The following is a 16,331-nucleotide window of genomic DNA, read 5'->3' as shown; positions in this document are numbered from 1 at the left end:
GCGACCTACGTCACGCGGCTGTCAGCAGGCCCTAGTCGGGCGTCGGCGGCCGCCAACCCCTGGGTGTCGGCGACCTCCTCGGCCACCGCCGCCGCGTCCGCCCAGTGCCGCCGCGCGTCGGCCCGGTCGCCCAGCGCCGCGCAGGCGTCACCGAGGTAGAGCAGGGTGCGCGCCAGCCCGGCGGTCGGCCGCGTCTCCTCGCGCAGCCGGCGGCTCTCGGCCAGCAGCTCGTACGCCGTCCGCGCCTGCCCCGGGGTGCTGCTCAACAGCGTCGCCCCGGCGTTGAGCAGTGCCGTCGCCCGACTGGTCCGGTCGTTGACCGACTCGTACTCGCGCAGGGCGGCCCGCCACGCCTGGGCGGCGTCCAGGTGCTCGCCGAGCGCCGCGTGCACCAGCACCAGATTGGTCAGCGCCGCCGCGTACCCGCGCGCGTCACCCACCGCCCGGAAGGTGTTCGCCGCCCGCACCAGGTGGTGGTGCGCGGTGTCCGGTTCGCCCCGAGCCAGCTGTGCCGCGCCCAGGCCCAGGTCGGTGAGAGCGTGCCCGGCACGGTCGGCGCCGGAGCGGTGCCGGCGGGACATCTCCAGGTGCTCCACCGCGTCATCGAGCTGCCCCAGGTCGAGCAGGGCCAGGCCGAGGTTCATCCGCGCCTGGGCGTTGCCGCGCCGCCCGCGTTCGTTGACCGCGAGGGTCAGCGCCGCCGCCGCCCCCTGGGGGTCGTGCCGACGTCGGCGCAGCACGCCCAGCTCGTTGTGCGCCCACCCGGCGATCTCCGGGCGGTCGTCGGCGGTCGGGGTGGCCAGCACGGTGCGACAGACCTGCTCCCACTCGTCCAGCCGCTCGGCGTACGCCAGCCACCCGCACAGCGCCACGGCCAGCCGGAACCACCACCGGCGGACCCGGCGGGGCAGGGTCTCCTTCGCGCCGGCCGGCACCCGCACCACCGCCAGCAGCAGCTCCTGGTGCAGGTCGAACCAGCCGTACGGGTCGTCGTCCAGCGGCAGCGACCACTCCCGGTCCGCTGCGGAGCCGAGCACCGCCAGATTGGCCGCGTGCCGTTCGGCCCGCCGGGCCAGGTGCCGGGTCAACCGGGCCTGCGCGGCGACCCGGACCCGAGCCGGATCCGCGTCCCGCAGGTGCAGTCGGGCGCTGCCGGCCAGCAACGGGCGGATCTCGTACCGGTCGCCGGGTGCGCCGACCACGAACGCCGCGGCGGCCAACCGGTCGAGCAGCGCGGTCACCAGCTCGGGGTGCCGTCCGGCCAGCGCGGCGATGGCCGGCCGGTCCACCGGAGCGGGGACCAGCGACATCAGCCGGTACATCCGTCGGGCCTCGCGCGGCAACGCCCCGTACGCGACGTCCCGTTCGGTGACCAGACGCGCCGCCGGCGAGACGGCGAGCCGTTGGTGTGGTGGCGTCTGCACCGCCCGGCGCAGCGCGTCCAGCACGTCGGAGTGCCGCCAGCCGTGCTGAGCGGTGCGGTAGCCGAGCGCGCGGACGGTGCGCGGCTGTCGGCCGCACAGGTCGACGATGTCGCGGACCGCCGGGTCGGTGCGGGGGTCGGCGCGACGCACCCGGGCGGCGGGCGCGGCCCCACCCGCGGTCGCGAACAGCTCCACCGCCTCGGACGTGCCCGGTTCGGCGATCCAGTGCGCGACCACACCCTCCAGACCGACCAGTGCCGGACCGCCGGCGAGCAACAGCCGACAGGTGCGCGCGGTGGGCGGCAACAGGGGACGGACCTGGTCGGGGCGGTCGACGTTGTCCAGCACCAGCAGGATCTTGCGACCGTCGAGCTGGCCGCGCAGCGCGTCGGCGGCGGCGGCCAGCGCGTCCCGCCGGCCGGAGGTCGGCGGGGCGGTGCCCAGGATCCGGGCCAGCGCGGTGAGCACCTGCCGGGCCGAGCGGGGTCGGCCGCGCCGCCGCAGGTCCAGGTAGTACTGCCCGTCCGGGAAGTCCTCCCGGCACCGGTTGGCGGCCTCGACGGCGCACGCGGAGGTGCCGACCGCGCGCCGGCCCAGCACCGCCACCGCGTGCTCCCGGGCGAGCAACCCGACGACGGCGTCGACGTGCTCGCCGCGACCGGTGAACTCCGCCGTGTAGGGCAGGGTGGGCGCCCCGGTGGTCGGTGTGGTCAGCACATCCGTCGGCTCGGGGCCGACCTCCCGGCCGGTCCGGCGGCGGCGCACCTCGTACACCACGTAACCCACGACGCCGCCGACGGCCAGGACGATGGTCACCGGCCCGAGCACGCTGGCCGCCAGCTCGGAGAGGAGATTGCCGGCCAGGTTGCTGGCCACGTTGGCGAGGATGCTGCCGACCACGCCGCCGATCGCGATCAGCGCCGGCCAACGCGAGCCACTGCGGGCACCGCCCGGCCCGGTCACCGCACACCCCCGGAGACGAGCCCGGCGACCAGGTGCCGCCGGGACAGCACCACCAGCAGCACCGGCAGCACCGAGGCGAGCACCGAGCTGGCGGCCAGCGCGCCGCTGTTGCTGACGAAGCTGCGGGTCTGCTCGGCCAGGAACGGCCCGAGCGGCGACGCCCCCGGCCCACCGAACAGCCGACCCACCACCAGGTCGTTCCAGACCTGGACGAACTCCAGCACGCCGACCGCGACCACCGCCGAGCGGTTGTGCCGGGCCAACCGGCGCAGCGTGTGCCACCACCGACGCCCGCCCAACCGGGCGTCGCGGACCTGCTCGACCGGCAGGTCGGCGAACGCGTTACGCAGCACCAGCACCGCGAACGGCACGCCCAACGCGACGTGCACCAGGGCCAGCCCCTGGGCCGTGCCGGAGGAGAGCACCAGGCCCAGCACCTCGTTGACCGGCCCGGCGATGACCTGGATCGGCACGACGCTGGCCGCCAGCAGCAGCAGCCCGGTGGCCTGTGCGGCCGGGCCGGTCAACCAGGCCAGCGGGTACGCGGCCAGCAGCGCGACCACCAGCACCGTGGCGGTCACGGCAGTGGCCAACACCAGCGTGAAGGCCAGCGTGCGCCACAACTCGGTGCCGGTGACCAGATTGCGGTAGGACTCGGCATTCGGGGGTGCCGACCACCAGCCGCGCGCGGCGGCGTCCACCCTGCCGTGGGCTGACGTGGCGACCAGCACCGCCAGCGGCACCAGCCAGGCGATCGCGGCACCCGCCGCGAGCAGCCGGAACACCCGCCGGGGTGGGGCCACCGGGCCGGGCTCTGGTGCCGCCTCGACGCGCGGCGGAGGCCACGCCTGGCGGACGAAGAGCGCGGCCACCATGATCCCGCCGACGACCGCCACCAGCCACACCACGCCGAGCGCCGCGCCGTCGCCGGTGGTGGTGCCCCCGGACGTCTGCCAGATCCGCAGTGCGAGCACGGAGGCCTCGTCGCGGACCGAGCCGGGGGTCATCACCAGGATGAGGTCGAACGTGCGGCTGGTGCCGACCGCGACCAACGCGAAGACCACGGCGGTCGTCCGCAGCAGCAGCGGGCGCCACTGCGCGTCCCACAGCACATGGCGGCGGCCACCGCCGTAGGCGCGGACCGCGTCGGCCAAACTCGGCGGCACCGCGTCCAGCGCGGATCGGAACACCAGCACCGCCAACCCGACCCAGGCCCAGACGAACGCCGACATCAACGCGACGGTGACCATCCCGGGCCCGAGCAACTGCGGCGCGTCGTCGATCGAGCGGCCGATCAGCCGGGTGGCGACCAGGGTGGCCAACCCTCGGCTCGGGTCCGGGTCGTACATCAGCCGGAAGGTGACCCCGGTGACGACCAGCGGCAACGCCACCGGCACCAGCAGGATCAACCGGACCAGGCCGCCCTCCTGGGAGCGGCGGGACGCGGCGGCGAGCAGATAGCCCAGTGCCGTGACCACCGCCGGCACCACCAGGGCCCAGAGGAGCGTCCGGCCGACCACCGCACCGGTGCCCGGAGCGGCGAGCGCGGTCCGGAAGTGCGCCGCACCGACCCAGCGACCGTCGGTGGTGACGCTGGCGTGCATGGTCCGCAGCACCGGCCACAGCACCAGCCCGCCGAGCAGCACCGCGGCCGGCAGCAGCAGTGCCGAGGTCGCCCCCGCCGCCGGATACGCCCGACCGCGGCGGGCTGGCCCGACGTCGTCGAGGACCGCCAACTCGCCGAGGACCCGTACCTGGCTCATCGGCCGCCCCCCGCGCTGTCGGCCGCCGCGGCGAGCAGGCCGGTGGCCCGGCGGATCGCCTCGCTGGCGCGGACCCCATCGGTGACGTCGGCGAAGAAACCCTGCATGATCCGCCAGATGCCGACCCCGTCCGAGCCGGTGAACGCGCCGGGCAACTGGTCGGAGAGATCGAAACGGAGGGTGCCAGGGGCCCGCATCTCCATGGCGAGCCCCTGGGCGACGCCGTCCTTGTAGCTGCTGATCGAGACGTTGGTGTTGGGGGAGAGATAGCCGCCCTCGCGCAGCCACGGCTGGAACGACTCGGCCCTGGTGAGCCATTCGACCAGCTCGACGCCACCCCGGGCGTCGGCGAACGCCACGGCCGCGTCCCCGCCGACGATCAGCGGGCCACCGCCGGACCGGGTGCCCGGGAAGCGGAACGTGACCGGTGCCTCCGGCCCGCGCTGGAACGGGCCGACGACGTCGGCGGTGAAGTCGGCCCCGAGGAGCATCACCGCCCGTCGGGTGTGCACGACCTGGATCACCGCCTCCTCGTACTGGGTGAGCAGGGCACGACGGCCGCCGCCGACGAACGCGCCGTCGATGCTCCAGAGCCCGGCCAACCGGTCCAGGGCCTCCCGCACCGGCTGGCCCTGCCAGTCGGCGCCCGGCTGGGCGAGGGTGTGGTAACTCTCGGGCGCCACGTCGGCCAGCACGTTCTCGAACCAGTCGGTGAGCACCCAGCCGTCCGCGGCGCCGATGGCTAGGGGCGCCGGGCCGCCGTCGCGTCGGGCGCGCGCCCCGAGCTCCTTGGTCCGTTGCACCAGCGCGTCCCAGTTGGCCGGCTGCGCGGCCAGCATGGAGGGCAGGTGCCAGACCAGTGACTTGTGCGCCGCCTTCACCCAGACGCCGTAGCGCTGCTCCTCGGCCGTCAGCAACTCGCCCAGCCCGGAGGGTACGGCGTACCCGGTGGACGGGCGCACCGGGCTCAGCCACCCGCGCTGGGCATATTCGGTGACCAGACCGGGGCGCGGCAGGATCGCCACGTCCGGGCTGGTGCCGGCGAGGTGCCGGGCCCGTAGGAAGGCGTCGATGTCGTTGCCGGCGCTGACCACCTGCACCGGGGCGGGGTAGCCAGCGACCACGTCGCGGAACCGGTCCAGCTCGCTGGTGCTCCAGACCACCGCGACCTGCACCGACCGGGCTCCGCCGGAGCAACCGGTGGCCAGCGCGGTGGCGCCCGCGGCGGCGGCGCGCAGCAGCGTCCGGCGGCTCGCCCGGGCGGCCGGCCTCATCGGGTCGCCTCGCTCGGCTCGGTGACCAGCTCGTGCTGGACCGGGATCTCGGCCAGGGTGGCCGGGTCGGCGGTGCAGACCAGCACCGCCACCCCGGGGGCGTCCGGTGGGGAGAGCCGGGGCATCAGGTCACCGAGGCGGCTGTCACCGGCCGAGCCGGCCGGCAGGTCGACCACCAGCACCTCGGGCAGGCAGGCCGCCGCGCGGGCGAGCGCCACCCGGAACCGCTGGGCGGCGGAGATCTGGTGCGGCAGCAGGGCGAGGCAGAGCCCCAACTCGAGCCGGTCGACGACGGTGGCCGTCCAGTCGTTGGCCACCTCGTGCACCCGTTCGCGTTTGCGTTGCCCGTACTCGATGTTGCGCCGCACGGTGAGCTGCGGCAGCAGTGCGCCACCCGCGGGCACGTAGCCGATCTGCCGACGCGGCGGCGGCAGGCCGGTGACGTCCCGGTCGCCGACCAGGATGCGACCGGTCACCGGCGGGGCGAGCCCGGCCAGCACCCGTGCGACCGCCGTGCCGAACCGGGGCGGCGCCACCAGGGCGGCGAGCGTGCCGGCGGGAACGTCGAGGGTCACCGGGCCGGTGCCGGGGACGGCGACCAGTGCGCGTAGCCGTAGCGTGACCCTCACCTCCGGAGACCATCGATGACCGTCCCAGGGTGGCACACCGTGCCGACAACCGACGCCCCCGAGCCTTCCACTGTGGAGACGGTCGGGGCTGTTCAGGCGGGGGAGTAGAGCGCGGCGAGCCCGGCCGCCGTGGCGGCCAGCCGCTCGCGCAGCGCCGCCGGGGTCAGCACTTCGACGTCGGCGCCGAGGCGCAGCAGGTCACCGTGGGCGTGGGTGAGCGACTCGATCGGCAGCACCGCCGTCACCCAACCCCGGGCGTCCGGTGGACCGGCGCTGGCGTCCATCGCGGTCACCACCGGAGCGCTGCCGATCTCGCGCAGCCGCTCCCGACCGGCGGGGGAGAGCCGGACGGTGGCCTCGTCGCGGTGCAGCCGCGCCCGGAACTGCACCACGTGCGCCCGCCACCAGGCCGGCAGGTCGAAGTCGGCGGGTCGGTCGAACTCCTGGGCCAGTGGAGTGAGGGTGAGGATCTGGTTGACCCGATAGGTCGCCGGCGCGCCCCGGCCGGGCTGGTCGGCCACCACATACCAGCGGCCGCCCTTGAGCACCAGGCCGTACGGCTCCAGGACCCTGCTCACCTCGCCGTTCCAGCCGCGGTAGCGCACCTCGATGCGGTGCTGCCGCCAGACCGCCTCGGCCGTGCGGGTCAGCTCGGGGGAGGCGTCGCCATCGGCGTACCAGCCGGGGGTGTCGAGGTGGAAGCGCTGCTGCAGTCGGGCCGCCCGGTCGCGCAGTGGCGCGGGGAGCGCGGCGTGCAGCTTGAGTTGCAGCGCGGCCACCACGTCGCCGTAGCCCAGCTCGTCGGCGGGGCCGGGCAACCCGGCCAGGAACAACCGGTCGGCCTCCTCGCCGGTCAGCCCGGTCAGTCGGGTCCGCCACCCGTCGACCAGCTGGTAGCCACCGGCGTGCCCGGCCTCGCCGTAGAGCGGGATGCCGGCGGCGTGCAGCGACTCGACGTCCCGGTAGATGGTGCGGGGGGAGACGGCCAACCGCTCGGCGAGCTGCGCGGCCGTCATCCGCCCGTGTGACTGGAGCAGCATCAGGACGGAGAGAAGTCGACTGGCCCGCACTTCACTGACACTAGCTGTCAGGGGACCGCTCGTACCGTCCCGGCATGGCATTTCGCGACAAGGATCTGAGAACGCCGGGACCGATCACGGTGGACGGTCGACAGCTCAAGCGCTACCACATCGACCAGCCGGAGCAGCCGCTGGAACCGGAGGTGGAGAAGGCCGCGTACGACCAGGTGCCCCTGCTGCTGGTCGACCTGGTCGACGACGGCACCCCGGCCGCCGGGTGGGTGGTGCTGCACCGGGGTGCGGACACCGGCGCCTACCTGCTGGCGTACACCTGGGTGTGGGACAACGCGGTGGAGGTCCGCGTCGCGGCGGCCGGGCAGCCGGCGCTGGACTGCCCGGACGACGACCCGACCCACTTCGTCGAGCTACGCCGCCCCGCGGTGGGCTGCGTCTGGGAGTTGGCGGTGCTGGAGCATGAGCGGGCGGCCTGGGTGCGGCACATGCTGGCCCCTGAGACTCCCAACCTGGATGGATACCTGCAGGACACGCGAGCGGAAGGGCCGGTGGGCCGCTGATGGGCGACTTCGACTTCTTTGTGGGCACCTGGAACGTGGTCAACCGGCGGCTGCGCAAGCGGCTGGTCGGCTCCGACGAGTGGGAGGAGTTCCCCGGGGTGTCGGTGGCGCACGGCTTCTTCGCCGGCGGCGGCCACTTCGACGAGATCACCTTCCCGACCAAGGGCTCCGCTGGCGCCACCGTCCGGATCTTCGACCCGGCCCGGCAGGAGTGGTCGATCTACTGGATGAGCAGCGACACCGGGGTGCTCGGGCTGCCGCCGATGGTGGGCCGCTTCGTCGACGGGGTCGGCCACTTCTACGCCGACGACCAGCACGAGGGGCGACCGGTGCGGTGCCGGTTCATCTGGTCGGACATCAGCGCGACCACCGCGCGCTGGGAGCAGGCGTTCTCGGTCGACGGTGAGCAGACCTGGGAAACCAACTGGATCATGACCTTCACGCGGGCGTCCGACTAGCGCACCGGCGGTAACTTTCGACCGTGAGGTGGCCTGACCGGAGTCAGGCCGATCCGCTCACCGTCGTGCTCGGCCCGAGGTCGCGGCGGCGCAACAGCACAGTCAGTGCCACGAGAGCGACCAGCAGTGCCGCGAGCACGTACACCGGGGCTGCGGCGAGCGGCGCGACCAGGGCCAGCAGCGCGACGACCGGGAAGGCGACGACCACCGCGCCGTGCTGCTGCCGGCGTACGTGCAGCACCCAGACCGTGAGCAGGAAGACGGCGATTGGGATGGCCACCGCGTACCCGGCGGTCCGCTCCGAGATGTGCGCGAGGTGCCGCTCGTAGTCGACCGACACGCTCAGACCCGCGCCGACCGCGGCCACCGCCGCGAAGATCAGGTAGTGGCCGTAGCCCCAGACCAACGTGTACGGCAGCTGGTGGGGCGCCTCGATGGGCCGGTCGAAGTAGAGCCACCACAGGGCGAACACGATCAGCGTGGCCGCCGCCGCCAGCGACCAGAGGTGCCGGTCACCGGCGTCCACTCCGGTCTGGATGGCCACCGACGTGGCCAGCACCACCTCACCGAGCACGATCAGGGTGAACAGCCCGTACCGCTCGGTGATGTGCCTCGGATGCCAGGGCGTCATTCCCGGCCGCTCGGCCACCGCCGGCACCAGCAGGTCGGCCACGACCAGCAGCAGCAACGTCGCGGTCCCCCAAGCCGGCGGCAGGGCCAGTCGCAGCAGCCAGCCGAGCTGGACGAGGGTGACCCCGATCGCGTACCGCCGGGCGGCCCGGCGGTGCGCCGGATCACCGGCGGCGGCCCGGCACCACTGCACCACGAGGGCGATCCGCATCACCACGTAGCCGTACGTGATGACGCTGAAGTCGCCGTCGGTGAACGCCCGGGGCACCCCGGCCGCGATGATCAGCGCCCCGGCGATCTGCACCAGGGTGGTGATCCGGTAGAGGTCGTCGTCGGTGTCGTAGGCCGAGGCGAACCAGGTGAAGTTCATCCACGACCACCAGATCGCGAAGAAGACCATCAGGTAGCTGGTCAGCGCGTGGCCGAGGTGACCCTCGGAGACATCGTGGTGCAGGTTGCCGGCGGCCTGCGCCACGGCCACCACGAAGCACAGGTCGAAGAAGAGTTCCAGCGTCGTGGCCGTGCGGTGCGGTTCGTCGCGACGACGTGGCCGCATCGGCCGGTAGAACGGCCGCACCGACCGGGGTCGAGTCAACGCAGTTCCTCAGGTCGCCTCAGCCGTGCCGACGCCCGTGGGTCAGCCCCTCCAGCACCAGGGTCAGCCCCGCGCCGACCAGCCAGACGTCCTTGGCGAGCCCCGCGCCCTGCTGGGTCGGGCGGATGCTGCCGGGTTCGCGCATTCCCGGCGTCTTCAGGTACAGCTGGATCAGGCCCGCGCCGAACGCGGTGAGGCCGAGTCCGACCAGGGGCGCCGGGACGAACGGTGCGATCAGCGCGGCCCCCAGGGCGATCTCCGAGTACGACAGCAGCTTGGCGAAGCGCGCCGGCTCCAGCTGACCGAGCTGGGGCATGGCGGCGACCGCCATCCCGTGCATGCCCTCCGCGGCGGCGCCCTCCAGGTTGCGCTTGCCCAGACCCGAGTCGAGGAAGTACGCCCCGATGCTGACCCGTAGCGGCAGGTGCGCGAATTTCATGGTCACTCCCGTTGGCCGTGGTCGAATGCGGCCCGCGTACCCCGGACCGCCCGCGATAACCCGCCGGGCCGGCTGGGCTGGCCGTGGTGGTCGCGGTAGGTTCGCCGGGGGCCCACCGCCGAGCCCGTGGCACACCCGCCCGCCCGGCGCCCGGCCCTGCCGCAGACCACCAGCAGGAGGCGAAGTGAGCCAGGAAGTCCGGGGAGTCATCTCCCGCAGCAAGGGCGCACCGGTCGAGGTCACCACCATCGTGGTGCCCGATCCCGGTCCCGGTGAGGCGATCGTCCGGATCCAGTCGTGCGGTGTCTGCCACACCGACCTGCACTATCGCGAGGGTGGCATCAACGACGACTACCCGTTCCTGCTCGGTCACGAGGCGGCTGGCATCGTCGAGCAGGTCGGCGAGGGCGTCACCGACGTCGCCCCGGGCGATTTCGTGGTCCTCAACTGGCGGGCGGTCTGCGGTGTCTGCCGCGCCTGCCGTCGCGGTCGTCCCTGGTACTGCTTCAACACCCACAACGCCGCCCAGCGGATGACCCTCACCGACGGCACCGAACTCGCCCCGGCGCTGGGCATCGGCGCGTTCGCCGAGAAGACCCTGGTGCACGCCGGGCAGTGCACCAAGGTGGACCCGGCCGCCCGACCCGCCGCCGTGGGTCTGCTCGGGTGCGGGGTGATGGCCGGGCTGGGTGCGGCGATGAACACCGGAAACGTCACCCGGGGCGACTCGGTCGCGGTGATCGGCTGCGGCGGCGTCGGGGACGCGGCGGTGGCCGGTGCGGTCCTCGCCGGCGCGACCACGATCGTCGCCGTGGACACCGACAGCCGCAAGCTCGACTGGGCTCGCAAGTTCGGCGCCACGCACACCGTGAACGCCTCCGAGACCGACCCGGTCGAGGCCATCCGGGCGGCCACCGGTGGCTTCGGCGCCGACGTGGTGATCGACGCGGTGGGCCGACCGGAGACGTGGAAGCAGGCGTTCTACGCCCGCGACCTGGCCGGCACGGTGGTGCTGGTCGGCGTACCGACCCCGCAGATGCGGATCGAGCTGCCGCTGCTGGACGTCTTCGGCCGCGGCGGCGCCCTGAAGTCCAGTTGGTACGGCGACTGCCTGCCCAGCCGGGACTTCCCGATGCTCACCGAGCTGTACCTGCAGGGCCGGCTCGACCTGGACGCGTTCGTCACCGAGGAGATCGCACTCGACCAGGTCGAGACCGCGTTCGAGCGGATGCACCACGGCGACGTGCTCCGGTCGGTGGTGGTGTTCCCGTGACCGCCCGCGTCGACCGCGCGGTCACCTCGGGCACGTTCTCCCTGGACGGGCAGACCTTCGACGTGGACAACAACGTCTGGGTGATCGGTGACGACAGCGAGTGCGTCATCCTGGACGCGCCGCACGACGTGGCGGCGATCCTCGCCCTCGTGGGCGAGCGGCAGGTCCGGGCGATCCTGGCCACCCACGCGCACGACGATCACGTCCGGGTGGCACCCGAGTTGGCCGAGGCCACCGGAGCGCCGGTGCTGCTGCACGCCGCCGACCGGGTCCTGTGGGACATGGTCCACCCGCACCTGCCGCCGAACGGCGAGCTGCACGACGGGCAGATCATCGAGGTGGCCGGCACGACGCTGCGGGTGCTGCACACCCCTGGGCACAGCCCCGGCGCGTGCAGCTTCCACGCACCGGAGCTGGGCGCCGTGTTCACCGGTGACACGCTCTTCGCCGGTGGACCTGGTGCGACCGGCCGCTCGTACAGCGATTTCGACACCATCGTCCGGTCGATCCGCACCCGCCTACTGACCCTTCCGGCGGAGACGGTCGTGCACACCGGCCACGGTGACGACACCACGATCGGCGCGGAGGCGCCGCACCTGCCGCAGTGGTTGGCCCGCGGGCACTGACTCCCGTTCAGCGTTCGTTGGCCGCGCCCAGCACCGGTTTGACGTCCAGGATCGGGGTGCCGTCGAGGGCCTCCAGGTCGGCCCAGGAGGAGGCGTTCAGCGGCGAGGGGGATGCCCGGGTGGTGATCCTGGACGCCGGCCGCGCCACCCTCGAGATCGCCAACCCCGCGCAGAACCGACTGATCGACGAGGTCGAGGTGGGTCGGCAGGTCGCGCCGCGTATCCGGGTGGCCTTCGAGGTGGACGACACGGAGGCGACCACCGCTCGTCTGGTGGCCGCCGGGGCGAGCGAGATCGCGCCGCCGACGCGGACGCCGTGGCAGTCGCTCAACTCCCGCCTCGCCGCCCCCGCCGACCTCCAGATCACCATCTTCCAGGAGCTTCTCAGGCCGCACGAGGGTGTCGGGACGCGGGAAGCGGAGCCCGTCGGTGATGGCGACAGCTGAGCCGGGCAGCTTCCGGCCCCCACCGTCAATTTCCACCCCGACCGACTGTGCGTCGACGGGCGTACCGTCGCTACCGCCCTGTTCGAGGACGGGGTGTACCGCAGTCAGTTCGTCACCGGGATCTCCAACGGTGCGTACCAACGGTCCGGGGTCGTGCCGGGTGATCGCCCCGTGTACGGCGGGGTGAACCTGCTCCACCACGCCGACGGCGCCTGCCCCCGCTTCGGCTCCTGTCATCTGCGGCTGCGTCCGGCGGTGTTGACCCGGGCGACCTTCTGCCTCGGTGACAGTCACCTCGGCCCCAGGGTGGTGGGCACCGCTGACGCCTTCGAGCCGGTGCTCGCCGGGCTCCTGACCGACCTGGCCGCCACCGGTGCGTGCCTGGGACGTGCCGGAACGGACGTCGGCGCCCTCGTCCGGACGTTACGGAACGGGCCAACTGCGCCGTTCAGGGTCGGCCGCGCGCTCGACGACTACGTGGAGGCCCAGATCCACGGCACCCTGGACCTGGCGCGTGACGTCGAGGAACTGGTGGCGGACCCGTCCTTCACCGGCACGCCGACCGGCGCGACGTTGGAATTGATCGCCCAGCGGCACGGTTTCCCGCTGCGGTGGCACCCAGGCTTCGCGCTGGCCGTCGACCGGGTCGACGCAGATTTTCGGGGCCCGGCGATCCCGGTGCTGGCGGCGCGACTGCACGGGGAGTTCGCCCGAGCGGGCGCGCCGGTGGACGCGGCGCTGATCGGCCGGGGCGCGGTGTCGGTGGTCACCGAGCCGGAGCGGTGGGCGGACCGGGGGCCGGTGGTCGAGACCCTCCAGCACCTCAAACAGCTCTGGCACGTTCTCGTCCGGCACGGCGAATCGCACGGCAACCTCACCCAGCGTGCTGGCCTGCACGCCCACTCACGGTAGCCACAAATCGCTAGCCGCCGGCCTCCCATAACCTCGCCTGGCCCCTTTGCTCTGCTTGCCTATGTGCACCACCTCCCGCGAGCTGCGAATGGGCACTTCCCGCCAGTCACGGAGGTTCCTCACCCGCAATCACGGACCGTAGCCGGTGCGTATAAGTAAGCAGAGCAAAGGCTGGCGTTCGGACATTGACCCCGGGCTCCGAAAACACCCTCCGTCACGGCCGTCCGGCCTGACGCAGACAGAGCCGCTATGTCCGATTCTGTGCCGTGACCGGGACCGCACTCGGCGGCGCTCGGGCATTTCCGGAATGCCCGACACGTGAAGCTGGTTGTGTCCCCCGTACCGCCGGAGCCCAAACCCTTTTCCGCGGTCATCTCCCGAGGAGTGTTCACCCCGGAGCACTTCGCACGATCGAAAGGGCAACCATCGTGAAGGTCGACTTCACTCGATGGCTCCCCGCCATCGCTAAGGACTCGTACCGCAAGACCGCGCTGAGCGTGGCGGGTGTGGCCGCCCTCGGCGGTCTGGCGCTCGCGCCGACCGCGGCCGCCGCCCCGGTCACCTCCGGACCGCACCAGGGCGCCGTCGCCGCCATCGACCTCGCCACCGGCAAGGCCGCCAGCCCTGCCCACCAGGATGAGCAGCCCGAGCAGCCCGTCGAGTCGGGTCTGACCACCGGCTCCGCCACGGGCAAGCCGCCGGCGGGCAAGCCGAGCCGCGACCAGCTGATCCCGCACGGCATCGAGGGCGCGCAGTCGCGGGTACCCCTCGACGACGCGCAACTGGCCAACGCCCGCGCGATCGTCGACGCCGCCAAGAAGACCGGCGTCGGTGACCGGGGCGCGGTGATCGGCGTCGCCACCTCGCTGCAGGAGTCGAAGCTGTACAACCTCGGCCACCTCGGCGCGTACAACGACCACGACTCGCAGGGCCTGTTCCAGCAGCGTCCGTCGTCCGGTTGGGGCACGCCCGAGCAGATCACCGACCCGGAGTACGCCGCCACGGCGTTCTTCACCGCACTCAAGAACGTCGGCGGCTGGCAGGACCTGCCGCTGACCACCGCTGCGCAGACCGTGCAGGTCTCCGCCTTCCCGTACGCGTACGCGCAGTGGGAGGAGCAGGCGGCGGACATCGTCCAGCAGCTCTGGTGAGAACACCCGCACACGAGGCCGGCCGGCTCCCTTCCACGGGAGCCGGCCGGTTCTTTCTGTTCGCGTATTTCAGCAGGCCGGGTAGAGACGGCGGGTGCCGACCCCGGCCGCGTACGCGTCCCGGTCACTGAACCGGCAGCCGTAGTCGGGTCGGGCCACCACCGCCGGGTCGGTCACCGTGTCGCCGGCCGGACGCTTGCCGGTGCGTACCCAGGACACCAGGTCGTCCCAGGCGGCGCCGGCCTCGGCCGGGGTGAACTCGCAGTGCTGGGTGGCCCGGATCGCCCGCTGGACGACCAGCCCGCTGCGGCCGTGCCGCGCCACGTCGTTGGCGTACGCCTGCTCCATGCTGAACGGCACGAACAGGTCACCGAGGCCGTGCAGGCTGAGCACCGGCGCGGTCGGACGGCCGGCGATCCGCGGCACCTCGGTCAGCGTCGGCAGGAGCCGCTGCACGACGTTTTCCGGTGCGACCCGCCGCACGGTCGCGTTGACGTTGACCGGGCTGTTCGGGGTGTAGCGGGTGAGCAGGTTGGTGGAGAGCTGGCCGGGCCGCTGCGCGGGGGAGTCGCCACCACTGGTCACGGTGATCGAGAAGAGAAAGTCCTTCCAGAACGCGAACGCCGCGTCCGCCCCCGGACGAGGCCCGCCGGAACGGTTCACCGTGATCGCCCGCAGCTGTTTGCCCCGGTCGGTGCTGGTGTCCGGGCCGGTGGGGGTCAGCCCGGCCAGGCCGAGCGCCACCTGGATGCGGGGCACCGCGTCGGTCAGGTAGTCAGCCGGCGTCGGATAGGCCGGCACCCCGGCGAGCGCCTGCGCGACCAGGTTGTAGTCCAGGTAGAAGTCGAGCAGCGTCTGATCGCCGAGCACCCCGCACATCGGCAGCGCGCCGTCGTAGAAGCCGGGGTACTGCTCCAACGAGCGACCGATGACGTACCCGCCCATCGACACCCCGGCGACGTAGGTGTGCTGCGGCCGGCGAACCGTCCGCCCGAAGTGGTCGGCGAGATCCTTCGTGCCCAGCACCCCGGAACGAATGTCGAAGCCGTTGCGGTCGTACGAGGACGACGCCCAGGCATACCCCTGCTCCAGGAGACGCTGGCGCAGCCCGAAGCCGGGCGGCTCCGGCGACAGCACCGTGCCCTGCCCCCGGTAGCCGTGCGCCCACAACACCAGGTCGCCGTTCCACCGGGCGGGGACCTCGATGATGTACCCGGCGTGGCGGTGCACGCCCTGACGTACCGTCGTCTGCTTGCCGCCCACGACCAGCGGGGCCAGCGGCGGATTCTGGATGGTGTAGCCGGGCAGCGGCTCACCGCCCCGCGCGTCGCGACCGGTGGCGCTGGCCGGCGCGGCACCGGCTAGCCCGACCGCGAGGGTCAGCGTCACGGTGGCGGCGAACAGCCGGCGGAGGGTACGAACTGGCGTGGACAGCATCGGTGCTCCCCATCGGACGGATGTCGCCCGGGGGGCGACCAGGCGGGACGGTTGCCTACCGGCCGGTAGCGCCCTGAACCTAGGACCGCCGTCGACCAGTGTCAATGGCTGCGCTGATCGGCCGATCAGGCGCGCCCCTGTCCGGCCGATCAGTAGTGTGCGGTCTTCCGTTCCGTGCCGTACCCGGTCGCGTGGGCTGGTGAGCCGATCGGGTTGACTGGTCGCCGTGAACGAGTCGATCTGGGAGGCGGCCCGCGCGTCGCGCACATGGCTGGACGCGGCGAACGGCACCGGGCAGACCGAGTTGACCTGCCGCATCCTCAAGCTGACCGAGGAAGCGGGGGAGGCGTCGGCCGCGTGGATCGGTCTGCTCGGGCAGAATCCGCGCAAGGGTGTCACCCACACCCACGAGGACGTAGCGGCTGAGCTGGCCGACGTCGCCTTCACGGCGTTGGTGGCGATCGAAAGCCTCGGGCTGGACGCGCAGACGACCCTGGATGCTTGCGCCGCGAAGGTGCGTTCGCGTCTGGCAGACCAAAGCCGCCCCTAGCGTCACGATCACGCCCACCCGCCCTCGGTCGCGCCGATCGCCGTCGGGCTGCCCGGGTCCTGCCTGTCGGCGTCTGGCCGCCTGGGTCACGCCCGTCGCTGTCTGTTGTCTGGGTCGTGCCTGTCGCCATCCGGCTGCGCCGGCGCGCTCGTTGTGTCCGGCTGCCT

15 protein-coding genes and 1 pseudogene are annotated in these 16,331 nt (G+C 73.0%); 8 read left to right on the top strand and 8 right to left on the bottom strand.

Going from position 1 to position 16,331, the window contains the following annotated elements; all coding sequences use genetic code 11:
* Nucleotides 1–5 precede the first annotated feature (5 nt).
* The 5 genes from ACIBF8_RS20425 to ACIBF8_RS20405 form a co-directional block, all read right to left on the bottom strand.
* Entirely contained in the window at nt 6–2,387 is a 2,382-nt protein-coding gene (locus tag ACIBF8_RS20425) for a hypothetical protein (RefSeq protein WP_396784801.1), read from the bottom strand.
* Complete coding sequence (locus tag ACIBF8_RS20420; RefSeq protein WP_396784799.1) at nt 2,384–4,150, bottom strand: hypothetical protein; 1,767 nt, start codon at nt 4,148–4,150, stop codon at nt 2,384–2,386. The genes ACIBF8_RS20425 and ACIBF8_RS20420 overlap by 4 nt, the downstream gene beginning before the upstream one ends.
* The gene (locus tag ACIBF8_RS20415; protein ID WP_396784798.1) at nt 4,147–5,424 is read right to left on the bottom strand and encodes a hypothetical protein; all 1,278 of its coding nucleotides are present in this window, start codon (nt 5,422–5,424) and stop codon (nt 4,147–4,149) included. The genes ACIBF8_RS20420 and ACIBF8_RS20415 overlap by 4 nt, the downstream gene beginning before the upstream one ends.
* Entirely contained in the window at nt 5,421–6,053 is a 633-nt protein-coding gene (locus tag ACIBF8_RS20410) for an ATP-binding cassette domain-containing protein (protein WP_396784797.1), read from the bottom strand. Before ACIBF8_RS20410 ends, ACIBF8_RS20415 begins: the two co-directional genes overlap by 4 nt.
* Nucleotides 6,054–6,145: 92 nt before the next feature.
* Nucleotides 6,146–7,123, bottom strand: coding sequence for a helix-turn-helix transcriptional regulator (locus ACIBF8_RS20405; RefSeq protein ID WP_396784796.1), 978 nt, complete (start codon nt 7,121–7,123; stop codon nt 6,146–6,148).
* Nucleotides 7,124–7,167: 44 nt separating this feature from the next.
* Here ACIBF8_RS20405 and ACIBF8_RS20400 point away from each other — a divergent pair, with 44 nt between their 5' ends.
* Together ACIBF8_RS20400 and ACIBF8_RS20395 are read left to right on the top strand one after the other, a co-directional pair.
* Nucleotides 7,168–7,647: a hypothetical protein gene (locus tag ACIBF8_RS20400; RefSeq protein ID WP_396784794.1), complete on the top strand. Its 480-nt coding sequence runs from the start codon at nt 7,168–7,170 to the stop codon at nt 7,645–7,647.
* A complete protein-coding gene (locus ACIBF8_RS20395; RefSeq protein WP_396784793.1) occupies nt 7,647–8,105 on the top strand; it encodes a hypothetical protein in 459 nt (152 codons plus the stop codon). The genes ACIBF8_RS20400 and ACIBF8_RS20395 overlap by 1 nt, the downstream gene beginning before the upstream one ends.
* Before the next feature lie 43 nt (nt 8,106–8,148).
* Here ACIBF8_RS20395 and ACIBF8_RS20390 read toward each other — a convergent pair whose 3' ends face one another.
* Together ACIBF8_RS20390 and ACIBF8_RS20385 are read right to left on the bottom strand one after the other, a co-directional pair.
* On the bottom strand, nt 8,149–9,330 hold the full coding sequence (locus ACIBF8_RS20390; protein WP_396784792.1) for a low temperature requirement protein A: 1,182 nt from the start codon (nt 9,328–9,330) through the stop codon (nt 8,149–8,151).
* Nucleotides 9,331–9,349: 19 nt separating this feature from the next.
* Nucleotides 9,350–9,769, bottom strand: coding sequence for a hypothetical protein (locus ACIBF8_RS20385; protein ID WP_396784791.1), 420 nt, complete (start codon nt 9,767–9,769; stop codon nt 9,350–9,352).
* A 184-nt stretch (nt 9,770–9,953) separates the two neighbouring features.
* Here ACIBF8_RS20385 and ACIBF8_RS20380 point away from each other — a divergent pair, with 184 nt between their 5' ends.
* From ACIBF8_RS20380 to ACIBF8_RS20360, 5 genes and pseudogenes are all read left to right on the top strand, one after another.
* A complete protein-coding gene (locus tag ACIBF8_RS20380; RefSeq protein ID WP_396784789.1) occupies nt 9,954–11,042 on the top strand; it encodes an S-(hydroxymethyl)mycothiol dehydrogenase in 1,089 nt (362 codons plus the stop codon).
* Entirely contained in the window at nt 11,039–11,668 is a 630-nt protein-coding gene (locus ACIBF8_RS20375) for an MBL fold metallo-hydrolase (RefSeq protein WP_396784788.1), read from the top strand. The genes ACIBF8_RS20380 and ACIBF8_RS20375 overlap by 4 nt, the downstream gene beginning before the upstream one ends.
* Before the next feature lie 56 nt (nt 11,669–11,724).
* Nucleotides 11,725–12,114 carry a VOC family protein gene (locus tag ACIBF8_RS20370; RefSeq protein WP_396784787.1) on the top strand — a complete coding sequence of 130 codons (390 nt, stop codon included), beginning with the start codon at nt 11,725–11,727 and terminating at the stop codon, nt 12,112–12,114.
* 33 nt (nt 12,115–12,147) lie between these two features.
* Nucleotides 12,148–13,026 (top strand): annotated as a pseudogene (locus ACIBF8_RS20365) (DUF3626 domain-containing protein); the annotation flags it as partial.
* A gap of 428 nt (nt 13,027–13,454) precedes the next feature.
* Nucleotides 13,455–14,177: a hypothetical protein gene (locus ACIBF8_RS20360; RefSeq protein ID WP_396784785.1), complete on the top strand. Its 723-nt coding sequence runs from the start codon at nt 13,455–13,457 to the stop codon at nt 14,175–14,177.
* 69 nt (nt 14,178–14,246) lie between these two features.
* Here the strand turns inward: ACIBF8_RS20360 and ACIBF8_RS20355 are convergent, their stop codons facing one another.
* A complete protein-coding gene (locus ACIBF8_RS20355; protein ID WP_396784784.1) occupies nt 14,247–15,614 on the bottom strand; it encodes an alpha/beta hydrolase family protein in 1,368 nt (455 codons plus the stop codon).
* 226 nt (nt 15,615–15,840) lie between these two features.
* Between ACIBF8_RS20355 and ACIBF8_RS20350 the strand changes: the two genes are divergently transcribed.
* Nucleotides 15,841–16,164 carry a MazG-like family protein gene (locus tag ACIBF8_RS20350; protein WP_396784782.1) on the top strand — a complete coding sequence of 108 codons (324 nt, stop codon included), beginning with the start codon at nt 15,841–15,843 and terminating at the stop codon, nt 16,162–16,164.
* Nucleotides 16,165–16,331 lie beyond the last annotated feature (167 nt).

This window comes from Micromonospora sp. NPDC050276, assembly GCF_044459545.1.
Lineage (GTDB): Bacteria > Actinomycetota > Actinomycetes > Mycobacteriales > Micromonosporaceae > Micromonospora.
Note: the sequence above shows the minus strand (reverse complement) of the source record. Positions and strands in the feature narration are given on the sequence as shown.